The sequence below is a fragment of the Cryobacterium sp. TMT4-10 genome (assembly GCF_004403275.1).
In the GTDB taxonomy this organism is placed as follows: domain Bacteria; phylum Actinomycetota; class Actinomycetes; order Actinomycetales; family Microbacteriaceae; genus Cryobacterium; species Cryobacterium shii.
Genome location: NZ_SOGU01000096.1, coordinates 81772 through 97912, shown reverse-complemented (window position 1 = coordinate 97912; position 16141 = coordinate 81772). Strand labels below are relative to the sequence as shown.

Annotated in this window: 12 protein-coding genes; 5 read left to right on the top strand and 7 right to left on the bottom strand. The window is 68.5% G+C overall.

The features are described from left to right. From E3T42_RS15000 to istB, 4 genes are all read left to right on the top strand, one after another. Positions 1 to 508 (top strand): IS30 family transposase (locus E3T42_RS15000; protein WP_134403258.1); only part of this gene is annotated, 508 nt, incomplete at its 5' end. Continuing rightward, positions 492 to 815, top strand: coding sequence for an integrase core domain-containing protein (locus tag E3T42_RS14995; RefSeq protein ID WP_160141115.1), 324 nt, complete (start codon positions 492 to 494; stop codon positions 813 to 815). The genes E3T42_RS15000 and E3T42_RS14995, both read left to right, overlap by 17 nt. Before the next feature lie 31 nt (positions 816 to 846). After that, positions 847 to 1149 carry a hypothetical protein gene (locus E3T42_RS14990; protein WP_134403257.1) on the top strand — a complete coding sequence of 101 codons (303 nt, stop codon included), beginning with the start codon at positions 847 to 849 and terminating at the stop codon, positions 1147 to 1149. Beyond that, a complete protein-coding gene (gene istB, locus E3T42_RS14985) occupies positions 1146 to 1925 on the top strand; it encodes an IS21-like element helper ATPase IstB (protein WP_277871418.1) in 780 nt (259 codons plus the stop codon). The genes E3T42_RS14990 and istB overlap by 4 nt, the downstream gene beginning before the upstream one ends. 609 nt (positions 1926 to 2534) lie before the next feature. Here the strand turns inward: istB and E3T42_RS14980 are convergent. The 7 genes from E3T42_RS14980 to E3T42_RS14950 form a co-directional block, all read right to left on the bottom strand. Beyond that, a complete protein-coding gene (locus E3T42_RS14980; protein WP_134403256.1) occupies positions 2535 to 3143 on the bottom strand; it encodes a histidine phosphatase family protein in 609 nt (202 codons plus the stop codon). A 29-nt stretch (positions 3144 to 3172) separates the two neighbouring features. After that, the gene (glpX, locus tag E3T42_RS14975; RefSeq protein ID WP_166805341.1) at positions 3173 to 3973 is read right to left on the bottom strand and encodes a class II fructose-bisphosphatase; all 801 of its coding nucleotides are present in this window, start codon (positions 3971 to 3973) and stop codon (positions 3173 to 3175) included. Between the two features lie 158 nt (positions 3974 to 4131). Then, on the bottom strand, positions 4132 to 7491 hold the full coding sequence (locus E3T42_RS14970) for an SNF2-related protein (protein ID WP_134403254.1): 3360 nt from the start codon (positions 7489 to 7491) through the stop codon (positions 4132 to 4134). A gap of 57 nt (positions 7492 to 7548) precedes the next feature. Beyond that, positions 7549 to 9108 carry an APC family permease gene (locus tag E3T42_RS14965; protein WP_134367818.1) on the bottom strand — a complete coding sequence of 520 codons (1560 nt, stop codon included), beginning with the start codon at positions 9106 to 9108 and terminating at the stop codon, positions 7549 to 7551. A 16-nt stretch (positions 9109 to 9124) separates the two neighbouring features. Then, entirely contained in the window at positions 9125 to 10012 is an 888-nt protein-coding gene (locus E3T42_RS16830) for a universal stress protein (RefSeq protein WP_166787200.1), read from the bottom strand. Positions 10013 to 10022: 10 nt separating this feature from the next. Continuing rightward, positions 10023 to 11987 (bottom strand): primary-amine oxidase, encoded by a 1965-nt coding sequence (locus E3T42_RS14955; protein WP_134403253.1) that lies wholly within the window; start codon positions 11985 to 11987, stop codon positions 10023 to 10025. A gap of 64 nt (positions 11988 to 12051) precedes the next feature. Further along, positions 12052 to 13491, bottom strand: a complete 1440-nt coding sequence (locus E3T42_RS14950) for a gamma-aminobutyraldehyde dehydrogenase (protein ID WP_134367813.1) — start codon at positions 13489 to 13491, stop codon at positions 12052 to 12054. A 266-nt stretch (positions 13492 to 13757) separates the two neighbouring features. Here E3T42_RS14950 and E3T42_RS14945 point away from each other — a divergent pair, with 266 nt between their 5' ends. Next, complete coding sequence (locus E3T42_RS14945) at positions 13758 to 15947, top strand: ATP-dependent Clp protease ATP-binding subunit (RefSeq protein WP_134367811.1); 2190 nt, start codon at positions 13758 to 13760, stop codon at positions 15945 to 15947. The last annotated feature ends 194 nt before the right edge of the window (positions 15948 to 16141 follow it).

Here is a 16141-nt window from a genome sequence, read left to right as displayed (position 1 = left end):
ACTGGGCGGGGTCGCGATCGGTACCCTGGTCGAACGCACCACGAGGTTCACGATGCTGTTGCACCGGTCTCCGATGGACGAGCACAAGATGATCGGCGCACAGGTCAAGAACGGGCCCGCGACGGCCGGACACGGCGCCGACGCCGTCTGTGATGCGATCGCCCGAACCATCACCGGTCTGCCCGAGACCCTGCGCAAGTCATTGACCTGGGACCAGGGCGCCGAGATGGCCCAACACGCCAGACTCCGCATCCAGACCGGGCTGCCGATCTACTTTGCCGATCCCCACTCGCCCTGGCAGCGGCCCAGCAACGAGAACACCAACGGGCTACTGCGCCAGTACTTCCCCAAAGGCACCGACTTCACCCGCTACGCCCTGGACGATCTCGACGGCGTCGCCAAGACCCTGAACGAACGCCCTCGTAAGACACTCGGATTCAAGACGCCAGCCGAAGCGATGAACGAGCTACTGTTGACCGCAAGCACCGGTGTTGCGACGACCGGTTGAATCCGCCCAGTACGCGTCGGAACAGATCACTCTCTTCGCCGCCAAGAACGGCATCACCCGGTCGATGCGATATACCGGGATCTGCTGGGACAACGCGATGGCCGAGAGCTTCTTCGCTACCCTGAAAACCGAGTTCTATTACCGCAGGGTTTGGCCCACCCGGGCCCGCGCGATCCAAGGCGTCGCGGAGTGGATCGAGGACCGCTACAACCGCCGCCGGCGGCACTCCTCGATCGGGCATGTCACGCCAGTGGACTTCGAGATGCAATACTCGTCACAAGCCGCAGAGATCCAACTCGCCGCTTAACCCGTGTCCACCCTCCGGGGTCAAGGCCAGGTTGCTTGAGGCCGCGGCGGCGGGCACGACGCGGATGAACGTGAAGATGGCCGACGCGGTTGCGTTGGCCAAGATCAGCGGCCTGACCGCAGTCGACGAGGCCCTGGGCGAGGCGGCAACCTATGGCCGCTTCGCGACCGGCGACCTCGCCTCGATCCTCGGCTCGAACAGCTCCCGAACCCTGACCCATCGCGCTGACGAGGGGCAGTCGCTCGCGCAGGGCACCGCGGGCTGGGCGGCCATCGGCCGACCCATCGCCCCGATGCTCGACGTCTCCGCCGACGATCTGGAGGAGAGCGCGTGAGCGTCACGGCCACGGCGCCGCCAGCCCTGCCAGCGGAGCTGGAAGCGTTGATGCGGCAGCTGAAAATGCCCTACGCCCGCGCCCTGGCGCCCGAGCTGATCGCGACGGCGCGCGCTCAACGTTGGGAACCGGTCGAGGTCATCAAGGCCCTGTTCGTCGAGGAAGTCACCGGTCGATCCCGGTCCATGCTTGCTACCCGACGGAAGGCCGCGGGCTTCCCGACCGGGAAGACCTTCGACACTTGGGACGAGTCCGCATCCTCGATCCCAGTCCCAACGCAGCACGCCCTCCGGACGCTGGAATGGATCGGCCGGAAGGAGAACGTCGTCGTTTGCGGGCCCTCCGGGACCGGGAAAACCTTCTTCCTCGAGGCCCTCGGCCAGCAGGTCGTGGAAGCCGGGATGCGAGTCGCGTGGTTCCGCCTCGAGGACCTCGGCGCCCTGGTCCGCGCCCACCGTTCCGACGACTCCGTCAACCGTGTCGTCGCCCGGATCCTTCGCGCCGATTTGATCGTGGTCGACGATATCGGGCTGCTCGAAGTCGGAGCCGACGCGGCCGAAGGCCTTTACCGGCTCGTCGATGCCGCCTACGAGAAACGCTCCATCGCGGTCTCCTCGAACCTGCACCCGGCCGGCTTCGACGCCCTCATGCCCAAGACCCTCGCGACCGCGACCGTCGACCGGCTACTGCACCACGCGCACGTTTGCCAGACCTCGGGCGACTCGATCCGCCTCACCCAGGCCCTCGCCGGGAAGGGCGTCACCGCGATGAGTTAGAACGAGCACAACCACGCATGGCCAACGCCACCAAACCCCAGGTGGGCAGATCTGTTGGCCATGAGTGGGCAGTTTTCATGGCCACCAGCGGGCATTCCTACTGGCCGCCAGTGGGCAGTTCGGATTGGCCATTGACACCGGGCGGGGGCGCCGTCGCGGCGCAGGTTCGGTGCGCCGGCGCACGGTGGAACCTGCGCCCGCGCGCACAACCTGCGCCACGACAACGACAACGGGGGAGGGACGGTGCCCGGCCGGCCTCGGCGCGCAAGACCACGACCACCGGGACCAGAATGTCCTCGTGGGGGAGCCTGATAGTGAGTCGCGCCTCCGCCTCCGCCTCCGCCTCCGCCTCCACATCCGTCTGCCAGGTGCACGCAGAGGGCTACCGGCATGCGAACCATCGGGCGAGAGTGCCCATTCCGGTCGAGAGTTGTCAACGACTGGTGAATACTGACCCCGTGGCACCGGCCACTCTCGACCGGAACAGGCACAGTCGAGGCACGAGGCACGAGGCACGAGGCGGGGCCCAGAGGTCTGGGAAGTTAGAGGGCTGGGTGCCTGGGGATCCGGGTGGCTGGCGGTGCCGTGCCCTGGCGGGCGGGCGGGCGGCTACGGGGCCGGGGCCAGGGCGGTGGAGGAGGGGGCGCCGTTGAGCACGTCGAGAGTCCAGCCGGCCTGGTCGTGGGCCACGACCGTGAGGGCCGCGTTGGAGATGGTGCCGATCGGGCGGTCGAGGATGCGCATGAGGCTCAGCCGGATCAGCGTGCCGTGGCTGACGACGATGATGCGGGCACCGGGGTGCTCCTCGGCCAGCGCTAGCAGGGCATCCGCGCCGCGCGCGGCGACCGTCGCTTCCGCCTCGGCGCCATGGAATCCGCCGATGCCGGTGGGGCCGCCCGGGAGACGGAGCGCGTCCAGCTCCGGGCCGGCGCCGAGGCCCTCCGCGGGGCCATAGTCGCGCTCGACGATCTGCCCGATGCGACGGGTGACGGTGAGGCCGAGACCGTCGGCGATCAGATCGGCCGTCTCGGCCGCGCGGCTGAGGGGCGAGGAGACGACGAAGTCCCACTCGTAGTCGGCCAGGTGGCCGACGGCATCCGCTGCCTGGCCCCGTCCGGTGTCGTTGAGCGGGATGTCCGAAAGACCCTGGATGCGGAGCGCGGCATTCCAGTCGGTCTGGCCATGGCGGATAAGGGCGAAGGTAGTTGTGGAACTCACCGCTCCATTGTCCCTCGGCGGCAGGCCGTTCAGGTGACCGGGGCCGACGCGAAGAGCACTCGCGCACTGGAAACGAGATCGGTGGCGGTGAAGATCCGGGTGAGATCCAGGCCGGTGGCGCGTGCTCCGCGTTCCTCGGCGTCGCTCTGCGGGGCCAGCCGTCCCAGCATGACCCCTCCCAGGGCGCGCACGGCGCACGCCGCGATCACGCCCTCCGGCGTGCCGCCGATGCCCATGACCAGGTCGATCTCACCGCCCGGGGTGGCGGCGACGATGGCCGGGGAGACGTCGCCTTCCCGGGCGCGGATCACCCGGGCGCCGGCGAACTCGAGCTCCCGGATGAGTTCGACGTGGCGGGGCTTGTCGAGCACGGCGACGGTGAGTGCGGACTCCGGTACGCCGCGAGCGGCCGCCAGGGCACGCAGGTTCTGCGTCGCGGGGGCACTCAGGTCGAGCACGCCGCGCCCGACGGCGGCGGAGATGAGTTTGTCCATGTAGAAGACCCCGGCCGGGTCGAACATCGTTCCCCGCGGGGCGAGGGCGATCACGCAGACCGCTCCCGGCAATCCGAGGGCGGCGAGGGTGGTGCCGTCGAGCGGGTCGACCGCGATGTCGCACTCCGGTCCGAGGCCCGAGCCGAGGCGCTCCCCATTGGCGAGCATGGGCGCCTGGTCCTTCTCGCCCTCGCCGATGACGACGGTTCCGGTGAACGGCGCGGTCATCAGGACGGCGCGCATGGCCGAAACGGCGGCCTGGTCCGCGGCGTTCTTGTCGCCGCGGCCCACCCACGGCCGGGCCGCGTGCGCGGCCGCCTCGACCGAGGCGCGCACAGCCTCGACCAGCTCGGACGGCCACCCGGCGGCGCCGATGACGGTGGGGTCGGTGCGGGGGCTGGAAGGGGTGTGCTGAGGAATGGGGCACCTCGTTGATCAGGCTGCAGCCAGGTGACTGTTGCTCAAAAGCCTACCGGCGCGGGGCCGTGAGGGGATCAGGCGAGGAGCTCGCGGATGTCGGCGGCGGTGAGCGCCGTGCCGCGGGCCGCCCCATCCGTCATCACGCTCTCGAACAGGCGGGCCTTCGTGGCCTTGAGGGCCATCACCTTCTCCTCGATCGTGTCGCTGGACACCAGCCGGTAGACGAAGACGTTCTTCGTCTGCCCGATGCGGTGCATGCGGTCGACCGCCTGGGCCTCCGTGGCCGGGTTCCACCACGGGTCGAGCAGGATGGCGTAGTCGGCCTCGGTGAGGTTCAGCCCGAAACCGCCGGCCTTGAGGCTGATCAGGAAGACCGAGTCGTCGCCGGTCTTGAAGTCGCTGATGACCTTCGCCCGGTTGCGGGTCTTGCCGTCCAGGTAGGAGTAGCTGATCCCGGCGGCATCCAGTCGGGTGCGCGCCTTGCCCAGGTACTGGGTGAACTGGCTGAAGATGAGGGTGCGGTGCCCGCCGGCCACGATGTCGCCCAGCAGTTCGAGGAGCACGTCGAGCTTGGTCGACGGGGTGTCGGCATACTTCTCGTCGTAGAGACTCGCGTCCAGGCTGAGCTGGCGCAGCATGGTGAGCGAGCGGAAGATCTCGAACCGGTTCGAGTTCAGGTCGTCGATCAGCCCGAGCACCTTCTGCCGTTCCCGCTGCAGGTGGGTGTCGTACACGACCCGGTGCTTCGGGTGCAGGGTCACCTCCAAAACCTGCTCCTGCTTGGCCGGCAGGTCACCGGCCACCTGCTCCTTGGTGCGGCGCAGCATGAACGGGCGGATGCGGCGGCGCAGCTGGTCGAGCTTCTCACCGTCGGCATCCTTCTCGATCGGTTTCTGGTAGTAGTCGACGAACCTCCCGGGGCTCGGGAAGAGCCCCGGCGCGGTGATCGAGAGCAGCGACCAGAACTCCATCAGGTTGTTCTCCAGCGGGGTGCCGGTGATCGCGAGCTTGAACGGGGTCGTCAGGCGGCGGGCGCACTGGTGGGCCCTGGACTTGTGGTTCTTCACGAACTGGGCCTCGTCGAGGAGGAGCCCCGACCAGGCCAGGGCGTCGTAGTCGCCGAAATCCAGGCGGAACAGCGTGTACGAGGTGACGACGACATCGGCGCCGGCGTGCAGGGAGGCCAGGGTGCGGCTGCGCTTCCCGGCGGTCTCCGTGATCGCCTCGACGCGGAGGCCGGGCGCGAACCGGGCGCACTCGGCGGCCCAGTTGGAGACGACGCTGGTGGGTGCCACGACCAGGAACGGCGCCGAGGGCCCCGGCTGCTCCCGCACCCGTTCCATCAGGGCGATCGTCTGCAGGGTCTTGCCGAGCCCCATGTCGTCGGCCAGGATTCCGCCGAGCTGGTGGTCGTAGAGGAAACCCAGCCACTCGAACCCGGACTGCTGGTAGGCGCGGAGGGTGGCCTGAACCTGCTCCGGCACGGCCAGTGGCGGGATCCGGGCGACATCGGTCAGGCCGGACACCGTCTCCCGCCACGCCGCCGCCTGTCCGGCCACGATCCCTAGGGCCTGCAGTTCCTCCCAGAGGTCGGCCTGGAACGGGCTGATTCCCAGGGGTCCGGCGCCGGCGCCGGCATCCTGCAGGCTTCGGGCCTCCTCGATCAGGCGGCGCAGCGCGTGCAGTTCGGGCCGGTCGAGGCTGAAGTAGGTGCCGCTCTCGAGGATCATCAGCTGCTGCCCGGTGGCCAGCGCCCGGAACAGGCCGTCGAACGGGATTTCCTCGCCATCGATGCTGACGCTCACCTGCAGGTCGAACCAGTCGCGGTCGTCGGCGCGGGCGGAGGTGCCGACGCTGATCACCGGCGGAGCGTCGGCCGGGCGGTACTGTGGGGCATCCGCGGAGACGCTCACCTCCACGTCCGGCGACGACTCCAGGACGGGTATCACGGTGTCGAGGAACTCGATCATCGGAGGTCCGGCGAGGGTGGCCTGCTCGATCAGGAGGGGCCGGCCGGCCTGTTCCCCGACCAGGCCGGGGAACTCGACCAGGGGGTCCCGGATGCCGCGAAGGATGCGTTCCTCGCCGGCGGTGTCGCGGTAGCGGGTGTCGTTCGGCGTGGGCCGAAGGGCCTGCCGGTAGCCGGGATAGCGCCAGTCCCAGTGCAGGGTGATCCGGGCATCCGGCTGGTGGGTGAGGGTCAGGGCCAGGACCGGCTGCGGGGACTCCGGCGGCTGGAAGGAGTCGTCCCGGCTGGTCAGGGACACCCGGTTGCGGAGGAACGGGTAGAACTCGGCCAGGAAGGCGGGCTCGTCGGCCGGGGGGATGGCGATCGAGTCGGCCATGGCGAGGTCGCGGAGTTCGCGGTCGATCGGGCCGGTCAGCGGCGCCAGTGTGAGCCGCGGTTCGGCCACGCCGGCCACGTCTTCCCAGCTGTAGACGCCGTGGGCGGGTTCGCCGATGAAGCCGAACCCGCGGCGCGGCAGCGGGCGGTCGCCGAGGACCACCGCCGGGGCCAGGGTGAGCCCGGCCGGCGACCGCCGGATGTCCAGTTGCAGGCCGGCCGCCTCGGCGGACACGAGCACAGGCTCCTGACCGGCCGTGGCGGAGATCAGGGCCAGCCGGGCGGCGCGCGCCTCCTCGAGCAGGTCCCAGAACGACCGGTCGGGGAAGGCGTCGACCCGGATCCACTGGCTGGCGGCCGCGTAGTACGGGCGGCCCGCGGAATGCAGCGCGTACAGGGCCGAGAGCACGCGCAACTGCGCCTGATCGAGTGCCCCGCGGTCGTAGGTCATGTTGTCCCAGGTGATGCTGCCGCGGATCCACTTGCCCTTCTTGCCCATGATCATCGGGCGGGCGACCAGGCGCCGAACGGGGGTCGAGTCGGCGAATGACGTGCGTTCCGGCGCGAGCAGCTGGAACTGCAGGGCCAGGCCCAGACTCGTGCCGGCGGGCTGGACATCCGGCCGGGTCAGGGGCGCCAGGGCGCTCCGCCACGTCGGCGTCGACGAACGGGGCGCCGAACGGGACGACGACGGAAACAATGGCGGAGACGAGTGGACGGCGGGGCCGGTGGGTGGCCCGGTGGGCGGCTCGGACCGGGGGCTCCCGGGTCCGGTCAGGTCCCGGGCCGCTTCGGCGATGGCGATTCCGCTGTCGACGAGCAGGGCCGCGACATGCTTGCAGTTGCGTGTCACCGGGCAGGTGCAGACCCCGGATGCCTTCAGCACGGCCCCGGAGGCGCCCACTGTGAACGACACGCTCACGCTGTACGGACTGGGGCTCGAGCCCTCGACCTCTCCGAAGAGCTGCGTGCCGGTACTGGACCAGGCCGAGGAGGCGACATGTCCAGTGCGGGCATAGCGTTCGCCCCGCGAGAAGGCCTGGCTGCCCACGAGCAGTGCGATCTCGTGAGAGGTCAGGGTGTAAGGCATAGGGGAGACGATTCCATCCGGTGGTCGGTCCTCATTCTCCCATGCGCATGATCACGGTTACTGCATGTGCAGGTGCTCCTTGGAGGACCCCTGCGTGAGCGTCTTGCCCTGGAAGAAGGCCGGGTTGACGCTGCGCTGAATCAGCATGAGCACGATCCCGCCGATGAAGAGCACCATTGCGAGGATGAACACGAGTCCGACCCCACCGATGTTCGAGCCGCTGCCGTACTCAGGGTTCATGCTGTCGTACAGCGTGGTCGCGAAAATGACGAGCAGGATGACGCCGCCGAGCAGCGGCGCCAGGAACTTGAGCAGGAACGCGCGGATGGTGCCGAGGGCCTCGGAACGGAAGTACCAGACACACGCAAACGCGGTGACCCCGTAGTAGAAGCAGATCATCATGCCCAGGGTGAGGATCGTGTCGGTGAGCACGTCGGTGCTGAGCACCCGCATCACGGCGTAGAAACCCCAGGCCACGATGCCGGCCATCAGGGTGGCGAAACCCGGCGACTTGTAGCGGGGGCTGATCGACGCGAACCGCTTGGGGAAGGCCTGGTAGTGCCCCATCGACAGCATTGTGCGCGCCGGCCCGACGAAGGTGGACTGCAGGGACGCGGCTGAACTCGACAGCACCGCCAGCGACATCAGGATGGCGAAGGGGCCCATCACCGGCCCGGCGAGGGCGGCGAACACATTGCCCTGGATCTCCTCGTTGCCGAGACCCAGTGCGCCGGTTCCGACGCCGGAGAACATCAGGGTCGCGACCGCGATCAGGATGTACAGCGCGAAGATGATGCCCACGGTGAGCGTGGCCGCGCGCCCGGGGGTGGTCTTGGGGTTCCTGGTCTCCTCGTTCATGGTGAGGGTGACGTCCCAGCCCCAGAAGATGAAGATCGAGAGCGAGACGCCCGCGGCGAACGCAGTGAACGAGGGGGCGAGGAACGGGTTGAACCAGTCCGCGCTGAAGGCGAGGGCATCGAAGGCGCTGCCTTCGGCGACCTGCACCAGGGCGGCGACGCTGAACCAGACCAGCACGATCAGCTGGAAGGCCACGAGCACGTACTGCACCGCCTTGGTGGTCTCCATGCCGCGGTAGGAGATGTAACAGGCCGCCACCATGAACACCAGACAGGTGAGCACGTTGATCAGCACGTTGCCGGTGAGGTCGGCGAGGTCGGGGTTGCCGAAGAGCTGGGCCAGCATGAGATAGAAGAAGTCGACGGCGACGCCGGCGAGGTTCGATAGGACGACCACGGTCGCCACGATGAGTCCCCAGCCGCCCATCCAGCCCAGCCATGGCCCGAAGGCGCGGGTGGCCCAGGTGAAGGAGGTGCCGGCATCCGGCATGGCGTTGTTGAGTTCACGGTAGCCGAGCGCCACGAGCAGCATCGGGATGAAGCCGACCAGGAAGATGCCCGGCATCTGGGTGCCGACGGCCGCGACGGTCGGGCCGAGGGAGGCCGTGAGGGTGTAGGCCGGCGCGATGCACGAGATCCCGATGACCGTGGCCCCGAGCAGACCGATCGAGCCGGCGCTGAGGCCCTTCGAGGAGATCCCGCCGGTGCCGGAGTCGGATGCCCCCGGCGTTGGGCCGGAGGAGGGGGAGTGGGTAGTCATGTGACTGTCCTTTCGGTCAGTGCGGCTTACGGGCGTCAGTGCCGGTGGGAACCACGATGAGGGGAACGGGGAGTGCGTGCAGCATCCGATGTGCGGTGATGCCGAGGAAGATCGTGGTGGGCTGAGCCAGCCGGCTGGAGCCGACGAAGGCGATCTCGGTCTTCTGCCAGTCGAGGGCCTCGATCGCGGCTTCGACGCTGTGGCCGGACGCGACCTCGGTGGTGATCTCGCCATGGGCGCGCGAGCGGGTCGAGAAGTACTCGAGCACGCTGGCGAGGTGGGCCTGGCTCCCGGCGTGATCGACGGGGTGGCCGCGGCCGGCGTCGACCTCGACGAGGGTGACGAAACGCAGGTCGACCGTGAGGCCTTCCGAGAAGGCCAGCAGGGAGTCGAGCAGCGGGGTCCAGCCCGGCCGGGTGCCGATCGCGCAGGTGATCCGGGTGAGCTGCTCGGGGGCTGTGTAGCCGCGCGGCGCGAGGGCGACGGGCACCGGGGATGAGTGCAGCAGCGCGTTCGCCACGCTTCCGATCGTGAACCGGTTCATCAGGCCGCGGCGCGAAGCCCCGACGACGATGCGGTCGGAGTCGAAGGTGGCGGCCGCCTGGAGCAGGCCTTCCGTGGTCGAGTCGGCATAGAGCAGGTGAGTGGTGGCGACCACGTCCGCTGGGACCCGGGCCCGACCCTGCTCGAGCCACTCGAGGGCCTGCTCCTCGAGGAGCGCCTGGTAATCGGGCGACGAGGCGGCGCCGACCCGCGCCGGCACGGTGGAGGCGTGGTGCGGGAGCACCAGGCACAGGCGGAGCTCTGACCTGGTCAGGCGCGCGAGGGCGACACCCAGCTCGACGGTGTCATTCCCCCGTTCGGTCGCTTCGTAGGCGACGACGTAGTTGGCTACTCGGGTCACGCTGGTCTCCTCAGTGTTCATGGGCGTGGTCGGCGTGCCCGGCGTGCCCGGCGTGGTCGCCCGCCGCGGGAGCGCAGTGCGCGCTGGGACTCGGTTCCACGTCGAGCGACGGGTTGCGGTCGAAGAATCCGACCGGCTTGAGCCAGAAGGAGACGGTGTCGGCCGGCATGATCGGCCACTCTTCGGGCCGGGTGATGTGGTGGATGCCGAAGACGTACCAGAGCACGAGGTCGGTGTTACGCACGGGGCGTTCGGCCTGGATCCATTCGGGCAGCCCGTGGTCCACGGCGCTCTGGTTCACGAACTCGCCGCACGGCCAGCGTTCTGACTCGTCGTTCGGGGTGACCCAGACCGTGTGCCCGATCACCTGGGCGCGCTGGAACGCGGGCGCCGCCGGGTCGAAGAACGACGGGATGGCCGCGCCGGGGACGAGTTTGTACGACACCGGCGTGCCCAGGCCGTTCATCGAGTTCTCGTTCACGACCTTCCAGGCGCGCTGGGTGTCCCAGTTGTAGTCGTCGAACCCTTCGGTCTCCACCGGCGTGTTCTGCTGGGTGAGGGCGAGGCCGAGCGGGTTGGCCTCGTTGATGGGCTCGATCCGGGTTTCGGTGCGGAACACCGTGTTCTCGGGGCCGTCGATGTCGAGATCCATCCGGGCCACGATGAAGTGCTGGTGGAACGGCGCGTAGGTGCGCTTGTCGACGAGGGTGCCGTTGGGGTGGCCCTGCCCCTCCTCGAGGTGCGTGACCACCATGATGCCGGTGGCGCGAACCTCGCACTCCATGTTGCCGTCCTGGTAGAAGCGCCAGTAGACGAGGTACTCGTAGTTCGCGACCGTGACGTGGAAGGACACGACGAGGCGGCGCATCCGTCTCACCTCGGCGCTGCCGTTGTGGTCGACGTGCTTCCAGAGGACCGCGTTGTCTTCCTCGTGGATGCAGAACGCGTTCGGGATCGTGTACGGCTCGCCCTTGCTGTTGTGCAGCACGGCGTCGAGATAGCGGATCTCGCCGAGGCAGTCGCAGCCCAGCTCGAGCGAGGTGGTCATGAAGCCCAGGCCCCATTCGCCGATGTCGAAGGCGGTGCGGCGGAAGTGGTCGATGCTGGGGTCGCGGTAGGGCACGACCATCTCGGCGAACGACAGCCGGTTGGCGATCGGGCGCAGCCGGTCGCCGTCCCGATAGCCCACATTGTGCAGGGTCATGCCCTCGCGGTAGTTGAAGCCGACCCGCAGCGACCAGTTCTGCCACTCGACGAGGTTGCCGTCGAGGGAGAAGCTCGGTCCGTCAGACTGCACGATGTCGAGCGGTTTGATCGGCGGTCGCTTGCTCTTCTCCCGGATGCGCTCCGGAATCAGGTGCGGCACGTACTCGCCCATCACCTCGGGACGCGGGATCGTGAAGGAGTCCTCGATCTCGAGCAACTCCATGGTGTTCACATCGATCACGAAGTGCAGGCCGCTCACCGGCCCGGCGTACGGGTTGCCGGTGGTGGAGGCCCTGACCCAGATGTCAGCCCAGCCCAGCCGACGCCCGCGGTACTGGTCAGGGATGACGGCGTCACCGTAGGTCCAGGTGTCGATGAAGACATTGTCCAGGTCGACGATGCCGCGCTTGGCGAGGGCGGTGATCACGTCGGGGTGCGCGCGCAGGGCGGCATCCGCTTCGTCCCACTCGTCCACGGTGAAGTTCGCCTGCACGCCGGGCACGTTGCCCCACTCGAGCAGGGTGTCGGTGGTGAGCGACACGACGGCCACCCAGGTGGTGTTCTCGGCGCGGTTGAGCACGACGAGGCGGGCCAGGCGCTCGGGCGCGACGCCGGAGGAGGCGAACTCGGCGATGACGCTCTTGGCCGGTTCGACCAGTTCGATCGAGGCGAAGCGCCAGCCCTCCGCCACTCCCCGCTCACGGGCGAGAATGCCGGCGGCGGCGGTGAACTCGGCTGCGGCCAGCGGGTCTAACGGATGAAAGGTCAACGGGAGTCCTCTGTTCTTGTCGGAGCGGGATCGTGATTGGGACGGTGTCTTCTGGTGCGGCCTGCTATTCGAGGGAGCTCATGACGTGTTTGATGCGCGTGTAGTCCTCCACACCGTACATCGACAGGTCCTTGCCATAGCCGGAGTACTTGAACCCGCCGTGGGGCATCTCCGCGGTCAGCAGGATGTGCGTATTGATCCACACCGCCCCGAAATCCAGGTCCCGGGAGACCCGCATGGCGGTGCCGTGGTCGAGGGTCCAGACGCTCGACGCGAGGGCGTAGTTCACGTCGTTGGCGAGCGTGACCGCGTCTTCCTCGGACCCGAAGGACTGCACGGTGATCACCGGACCGAACGTCTCCTCCTGCACGATGGCATCGCTCTGCCGCACGTGGGTGACGACCGTCGGCTCGAAGAAGAAACCGTCGGTGCCGATCTGGTGGCCGCCGGTGGCGATGACGGCGTGGTCGGGGAGGGCCGCGACCTTTCGTACGACGTCCCCGAAGTGGTTGACGTTGTTCAGCGGGCCGAAGTAGTTGTCCGCGTCGTCGGCTGAGCCGGTGCTGCGGGTGCGGGCCTCGGCGACGAAGGCCTCGACGAATTCGTCGTGAATGGACTCGTGCACGAGCACGCGGGTGATGGCCGTGCAGTCCTGGCCGGCGTTGTAGAAGGAGAAGTCGGCGATCTCGGCAGCGGTCTTCGCGACATCCACGTCGGCGAAGACGATGGCCGGGGCCTTGCCGCCCAACTCGAGGTGGGCCCGCTTGAGGGTCTTTGCGGCGCCGCTGGCAACCGCCATGCCGGCCCGCACGCTGCCGGTGATGGAGACGAGGCCGGGCACCGGGTGCTCGACGATGGCCGCACCCGTGCCCCCGTCGCCGAGGACGATGTTCATCACGCCGTCGGGCAGGATGCCCTGGCTGATCCGAGCGAGTTCGAGGGTGGATTCGGGGGTGGTGTCGCTGGGCTTGAGCACGAGGGTGTTGCCGGCAGCCAGTGCCGGGCCGATCTTCCAGACGGCCATCAGGAACGGGAAGTTCCAGGGCGTGACCTGGCCGACGACCCCGATCGGCTCGCGCCGCACCCAGGAGGTCATGCCCGGCAGGTACTCGCCCGCCGACTTGCCCTCCAGCAGCCGGGCCGCGCCGGCGAAGAAACGCAGCTGGTCGGCTCCGGCCGCGACCTCGTCGCTCGCGATCGTGGCGCGCGGCTGGCCGGTGTTGCGGTGCTGGGCTTCAACGATGGCGTAGCTGTTCGCGTCGATCGCGTCGGCCAGGCGCAGCAGCGCCCGCTGCCGCTCGGACGGGGTCGTGCGGCGCCAGCTGCGGAATGCGGTCTGCGCGGCCGTCATGGCGTCGTCGACATCGCCGGGAGTGGAAACGGGGGCCCGGGCGACGAGCCGGCCGGTCGTGGGATCGACGATGTCGAGCAGTGCGGTGCCGTTCGGTTCGACGAACCGGCCATTGATGAAGTTTTTGAGGGTGGGGGTTGCCACGGGTCTCATCCTCTGCGCTGAGTGAAGAAACAGATCATTTCTTCGGTAAGTATGGCAGTTGACAGACGAGACCGGATACCAGGGGCGTTTCGAGGCCCGCCTTGCTGCCCTGGAGCGTGCCGCCGGAACGCCGACGGACGTGCCGCCGGAATGAGCTGGAGGACGGGCCTCGCGCCGCTAGTGCGATGTCGGATTCTCACCTAATCTTGAGTCCAACAGGCTCAGCTTTCGCCGCGAGGCGGCGTGAGCGGCCGGCCCCGAGAGAGGATCCTCTGATGCAAGCAGGTCAGCAACCGCCCCAGGAAGAAGCCAAGACGGCGCTCGAGCAGTACGGCGTCAATCTCACCGAGATCGCCAAGAGCGGCAAGCTCGACCCGGTGATCGGGCGCGACGCGGAGATTCGCCGGGTCAGCCAGGTGCTCACCCGTCGCACCAAGAACAACCCGGTGCTGATCGGGGAACCCGGTGTCGGCAAGACCGCGGTGGTGGAGGGGCTGGCCCAGCGCATCGTCGCCGGCGACGTGGCCGACTCGCTCAAGGGCAAGCAGCTGGTCTCCCTCGACCTGGCGGCCCTCGTGGCAGGGGCGAAGTACCGCGGCGAGTTCGAGGAACGGCTCAAGGCGGTGCTCAAGGAGATCAACGACGCCGAGGGCCAGATCATCACCTTCGTCGACGAACTGCACACCCTGATGGGTGCCGGCGGCGGGGAGGGATCCGTGGCCGCCTCCAACATGCTCAAGCCCATGCTCGCCCGCGGCGAGCTGCGCCTGATCGGCGCCACGACGCTGAACGAGTACCGCGAATTCATCGAGAAGGATGCGGCGCTCGAGCGCCGCTTCCAACCGGTGCTGGTCGACGAGCCCAGCGTCGAGGACACCGTTGCCATCCTGCGCGGGCTCAAGGAGCGTTACGAGGCCCACCACAAGGTGTCGATCGCGGACGCGGCGCTGGTGGCCGCGGCATCCCTCTCGAACCGGTACATCACCGCACGCCAGCTGCCGGACAAGGCCATCGACCTCATCGACGAGGCCGCCAGCCGGCTGCGGATGGAGATCGACTCCGCCCCGGTCGAGATCGACGAGCTGCGGCGCAGCGTGGACAGGTTGAAACTCGAGGAACTCGCCCTCAAGAAGGAGAAGGACGACGCCTCGAAGGCGCGGCTCGAGAAGCTGCGGACGGACCTCGCGGAACGAGAGGTGAACCTGAAAGAGCTGCAGGCGCGCTGGGACAAGGAGCGCGCGTCGCTGAACCGGGTCGGCGAGCTCAAAGAGCGGCTCGACACCGCGCGGATCGCGGCGGATCGCGCCCAGCGCGAGGGCAACCTGGAGAAGGCGTCGAGGCTGCTGTACGGGGACATCCCGGTGATGGAGAAGGAGCTGGCCGCAGCGGAGAAGTCGGAGTCTGAGGGCCCCCGGATGGTCAACGAGCAGGTCACCGCGGAGGACATCGCCGCGGTGGTGGCCATGTGGACCGGCATCCCGGTCGGCCGTCTGCTGCAGGGCGAGACGGAGAAGCTGCTCAACCTCGAGGGTGAGCTGGGGCACCGCCTGATCGGGCAGAAGCAGGCCGTGCGGGCCGTCGCCGATGCGGTGCGCCGCAGCCGGGCCGGAATCTCCGACCCGGACCGGCCCACCGGCTCGTTCCTGTTCCTCGGACCGACCGGCGTGGGCAAGACGGAGCTCGCCAAGGCGCTCGCCGAATTCCTCTTCGACGACGAGAAGGCCATGGTGCGCATCGACATGAGCGAGTACGGGGAGAAGTTCTCCGTGTCCCGACTGGTCGGGGCGCCCCCCGGCTACGTCGGCTACGAGCAGGGCGGGCAACTGACGGAGGCCGTTCGCCGCCGCCCGTATTCGGTGATCCTGTTCGACGAGGTGGAGAAGGCGCATCCGGAGGTCTTCGACGTCTTGCTGCAGGTGCTCGACGACGGCCGGTTGACGGATGGCCAGGGCCGCACCGTGGACTTCCGCAACACGATCCTCGTGCTGACCTCGAACCTCGGGTCGGCGTTCCTGATCGACCCGGTGCTCAGCCGGGACGAGAAGGAGGCGGCCGTGCAGGCGCTCGTGCGCCAGACGTTCAAGCCCGAGTTCGTCAACCGTCTCGACGACATCGTCGTGTTCGAGTCGCTGTCGATGGAGGACCTCGGCCAGATCGTCGGGCTGCTCGTGGACCGGCTGGAGAAGCGACTGGTCGAGCGCCGGCTCGAGTTGGGGGTGACCCCGGATGCCCGCACCTGGCTGGCCGAGCGCGGCTACGACCCGATCTACGGGGCCCGCCCGTTGCGGCGCCTAATGCAGACCGAGATCGACGACCGCCTGGCGACCGCGATTCTGTCCGGCACCGTGCGCGACGGGGACACGGTTCGCGTGGACCTGGCGTCGGACGGGGACTCGCTGGTCGTCGCATCCGTGCCCCTGCTAGTGGTGGACCCGGCCGACCTCGACGACGACGCGCTGCTGTAACCAATTCGACGGAGATTTTGCCGAAAACGGCCCCGAACCCGGCGCGAACGGGCTTTTAACGCAAAATCTCCGTCGAATTGGTGAGCGTGGCCGCCGATCGGCGTGGTGCGCACCGGTTGCGCGAGCAGCGGAATTCGGCGGGAATACGGGCGGAGGGGGGGCCGGAACCGATGAGGTTCAGGGGGCTGGCCTAG